A 4,105-nucleotide genomic window follows, 5' to 3' on the forward strand; every position below is an offset into this window, starting at 1 on the left:
CTCCAGCCGATGCGCCAGCGAATGGCTCCAGCCAAACCCCAGCCCGACATCGATTTCGGCGGCACTGGTGCGATACAAGCGGGTGAACTCAAACGGCAGCAATCCATCGAGCGTGCCGTCAGTCAGGGTCAGCAGTTCCTCACCGGTAACCATCGACACCGGGCAGCCGTTGGTGCAGGTGCTCGGCACACAATCGGCGCTGTCGCCGTTGGGGTTTTTAGCCTGATCGGGCTTATCGTCGTGAGGTTCGTCTTTCTTCAGCGAGGCGTTGCGCTTGGCATTCCAGCGCAGTTGCATCCGGCCTTTTTTCACGCCGGCCGCTATGCCGCGCGCGGCAACGGTTTTGTATTGATCAACGTACTTGATGAAGCCGTTGACGATGGCAAAAAGCGCCTTCACCAACCGCATCACCGCTGACAGCAATTGAGCCGCGCGATCTGCCAGACGCAGCGTCAGATACGCGATCCCTGCGCCGCCACTGGCGAAAGTCAGCACAACGCTGATCAGCACATCGATCAGCAATTGCACGATCATCATCGACGCCGCTTCAGCGGTTTTGCCGGCGATCTCACTGGGCGGCAACATCTCCAGCCAGAGACTCGCCGTGCGTAGCAGCAAACACAGGGCCGCCTCGTCACTGACCAGCAGTTTAAGCTGCTCCATCACCTCAGGCGCGGTAGCTGCCAGATTGATCAGATCAGTCGCGCCACTTCCCAACCGTTGGGCAAACTTGCCCGGATCCTGAAGAATCTCCGACAACAATCCAATGCTGTCCCACACCCCCTCGATCGCCGCCCAGCTCCCGGCCAGCATGCCGTTGCCCGCCGCCGTCGCCACCGACTGCGACCACTGTGGCTTGAATCCCTGCCATTCGCTACGCAGCCAATCATCCAGTTCAACGGTCAGGCCATCGTAGGACTCAAAAAGATCTTCAACCTGTTCCGGGCTGACAGCACCGTGCACTTGCATCCGGTAGAACTTGCCCTCTGTGCCCTTGAACTGCCCCTTGCCTTGAGCATCCAGAGTGATGGGCGTCGTTTCGCCACCATCCACTGCCACCACATCGACCACAATGTTGCCGAGCGGGATGTCATACACCGACTCGAACTTGCTCTCGATCAGCATCAGCCCGCCCTTCGGGCACTGCACGACGCTGGAGAAAAACTGGTCGTCGCTACTGCTGACGGCGGTACTGCTCTCACCAAAGCGGATGATCCGCTCGATGCCCATCAGCGACGGAAGATCGGCGGCATGGCTGACTGTGTCGACGGCACGGCTGGCCCAGTGTTTGAGCTGCTCGCGGTAGAGACTGAGGGTGTCAGGGAAGCTGTCGAGTGCTTGCTCGATACGGGTGATGGCTTCCATCAACGCACGCTTGGGTGCGGGGTGGACTGAATGACCGGGTCGAGCATGAACGTTCCCTCGCGCAAAAATTAGGCGCGGGAACTGTGCGGGGGATCAATCAGGAAAGAAGTCAGGCGAGTAGGCAATAGATGTAGGACTAATCCTCAAACTATCCAAAAAAACAAACAGGCAGGCGAAAACGCAAACGTGGCGTGAGGTTTCCCTCACGCCACGTTTATCGAGCGGACACAGATAGACTTACTGCGTTGAATCCCGCGCACTCAACTCTTTCAACTTATGCTCTGCCAACGGATGCCCGGCCTTGGCGGCCATGCTCCACCAGCGTGCGGCCTCAGCAGGGTCCGGCGCTTTACTCGGTGTACCCGTCAGGCTGATCACCCCGACCTGATAAGCCGCTTTGCCATCACCGGCCAGTGCCGCCAGCCGCAACAGTCGCACGCCTTCTTCACGCGCACCCAGACCTACACCGCGAAAGGTCAGGATGTGGCCGTAGAAGCTTTGCGCGCCGACATCGCCGAGGGTAGCCATACGCGCAAACTGGCCTTCAAGCCAGCGCCAGCCTCGGGGTTGGCGAACAAACCACGACCAGTGAAACAGCCGGCGAGCCAGCCAGTAACCGGCTCGCGCCTTGAGTCGTAAAAACACTCAGGCCTCCGCCGATTCCGGGTATTCGTATTCGAAGACTCTGACGACCTCCGAAGCATGCCATGACGCTGCGGCGACGCCATCGGACGGGCCGGAAAAACGCCCTAGGCGCTCGACGCATTCAAAAAAACCGGTACGCGGCAGGCGACTGGCGCCCTGACTTATCACCAGCGAACTGCGTAATGGTTGTTCGGCCTTGGCATCCAGCGCGGCCAGATGCTCCAACGCGGCCGTCAAGGTTTGCATCGCCGGTGTCGGCAATTGCAAACGTTCGAGCAAGGCCCGATAGGTCAACAGATGGCGCTGCCTGCGCGCCTGATCCAGCTCCCCCAGCAATCCGTCCCAATGTTGACGACTGATGCGTACGCTCACGATTCTTCCCTCCACCCTGGCACCGTCAGCTCCCAGGCCAGACTGCGGCGAATCGCGGCGTCGGGCAGACGCTCGCCACTTTCGATCATGGCCAGATAAGACGGGCTGATGCCTACCGTGCGGGCCAGCGCCTCGATGGCGATGCCCTTCCCTTCGCGCAAACTGCTTAGTTGATCCAGACCTGGAAGAATCGGGTCTGGTGTTGCCGCGAGCGGCGCTGGCGCCTGCCGCGACGGTGTTTCGTTGATGCCTGCTGCTTTCAGTAGAGACTGATACTGAGCCCATGGCAAAACCGCATATTCGGGTTCGCCATCGCGTGCAATTATCTGAATATCCATGACTACCCCGTAGGACAACAACACTTAGCGAGTCGGCACTTTTCCTTAGAAGTGTAATCCTAACAGCGGCCAAGGTCGCGGGGGGTATCTATCTGTAAGCGGACTTCGACAATCAGGGCTTTTTCGGGCCCTGGAGTTGCAGTTGCTCGGGGGTATCGGGCAGACGTTCGACGACTGCCAGTTTTTCCGGTTGCAAGCGGTTGCGCCAAAGTCGGAAGGCGTTGAGTTCATCGTCGAGGGTTTTCATCAGCCAGGCGAGGACGGCGATGTCGTCTAGCATGCCGAATACCGGGATAAAATCCGGGATAGCATCCACCGGGCTGAGGAAATACATCAACCCCGCCACCACCGAAACCAAGGCTTTCGGGCTGATCGCCCGGTACTCACCGCGCCAGTAGGCCAGGCACAAGGCCTGAAGCATACGAAGATCATCTTTGAGTTTGCCGAGTCTATTGCCTTGCGCGGCGCCTTTGCTGGCCACGGCAAACAGCAGCGTCGGCAGGCGACCGCGAGCCAGCAGACGGCCGGCCAGAGGCAGGAATCGAGCGAAATTCCACGGAGCTTTCATCTATTCCTCCCGTTGAAATGTTATCCACACAAATTGTGGATAACCTTGTGAACAGAGCTGCATTTCAGCGCTGAAAGCCCCGTTTCATAAGGGCTACGCTCAGATCGGGCGTTTTTTACTCACATAAAAAAACCCAATATTTCATTGACTTGGCGGCTGAGGGCGTCTAGCGAGCAACCTCAAAGGCTATGACTCCCCCGACCGCCATCGGTTCGCTCTGTTTACCCTTGCCAAGGTCCAGATGCAACAACGCCCCGCATAAGCGAGGCGTTGTTGTCGAAGCCTTGGCTAATTACTTGGCCGCGGCGCCTTCTTTGGCTGGATCCTTGATGGCCATCAGTTCCAGGTCGAAAACCAGAACCGAGTTGGCCGGGATTGCCGGGCTTGGCGATTGAGCGCCGTAAGCCAAATCGCTAGGGATGTACAGTTTGTACTTCTCACCAACGTGCATCAATTGCAGACCTTCAACCCAACCCGGGATCACGCCGCTTACTGGCAGATCGATCGGGCTGCCGCGCTCGACGGAGCTATCGAATACAGTGCCGTTGGTCAGCTTGCCGGTGTAGTGAACGGTCACTACGTCAGTCGGCTTAGGCTGTGGGCCGTCGGCCTTTTTGACGACTTCGTACTGCAGACCCGAAGCGGTGGTGGTCACACCAGCCTTCTTGCCATTTTCTTCGAGGAATTTCTTGCCAGCGGATGCCGACTCTTCGCTCATCTTGGCCATACGCTCTTCAGCACGCTTTTGCAGCGCGGCGAAGGCTTCGACCAGCTCTTCATCTTTCAGCTTCTGTTCTTTCTTGCCGACGGCATCTTC

The 4,105-nt window shown here is 58.4% G+C and carries 6 protein-coding genes; all 6 read right to left on the minus strand.

Going from position 1 to position 4,105, the window contains the following annotated elements:
• On the minus strand, window positions 1-1,365 hold a 1,365-nt coding region (locus ACIOVB_RS27010), incomplete at its 3' end, for a DUF6531 domain-containing protein (RefSeq protein WP_401272214.1).
• A gap of 237 nt (window positions 1,366-1,602) precedes the next feature.
• Window positions 1,603-2,010, minus strand: coding sequence for a sel1 repeat family protein (locus tag ACIOVB_RS27015; RefSeq protein ID WP_187677484.1), 408 nt, complete (start codon window positions 2,008-2,010; stop codon window positions 1,603-1,605).
• A complete protein-coding gene (locus tag ACIOVB_RS27020) occupies window positions 2,011-2,382 on the minus strand; it encodes a hypothetical protein (protein ID WP_003223109.1) in 372 nt (123 codons plus the stop codon).
• Window positions 2,379-2,720, minus strand: a complete 342-nt coding sequence (locus ACIOVB_RS27025; protein WP_401272215.1) for a helix-turn-helix transcriptional regulator — start codon at window positions 2,718-2,720, stop codon at window positions 2,379-2,381. The genes ACIOVB_RS27020 and ACIOVB_RS27025 overlap by 4 nt, the downstream gene beginning before the upstream one ends.
• 112 nt (window positions 2,721-2,832) lie before the next feature.
• The gene (locus ACIOVB_RS27030; RefSeq protein ID WP_187677482.1) at window positions 2,833-3,288 is read right to left on the minus strand and encodes a YkvA family protein; all 456 of its coding nucleotides are present in this window, start codon (window positions 3,286-3,288) and stop codon (window positions 2,833-2,835) included.
• A gap of 292 nt (window positions 3,289-3,580) precedes the next feature.
• Window positions 3,581-4,105, minus strand: a 525-nt coding sequence (locus ACIOVB_RS27035) for an FKBP-type peptidyl-prolyl cis-trans isomerase (RefSeq protein ID WP_401272216.1), incomplete at its 5' end; no start/stop codon positions are given.

It is taken from the genome of Pseudomonas sp. NPDC087639 (assembly GCF_044743385.1).
GTDB lineage: Bacteria > Pseudomonadota > Gammaproteobacteria > Pseudomonadales > Pseudomonadaceae > Aquipseudomonas.

Coding starts and splice junctions, on each gene's coding strand:
- ACIOVB_RS27025 (WP_401272215.1), bottom strand. CDS start 2,720: ATGGATATTCAGATAATTGCACGCGATGGCGAACCCGAATATGCGGTT.
- ACIOVB_RS27030 (WP_187677482.1), bottom strand. CDS start 3,288: ATGAAAGCTCCGTGGAATTTCGCTCGATTCCTGCCTCTGGCCGGCCGT.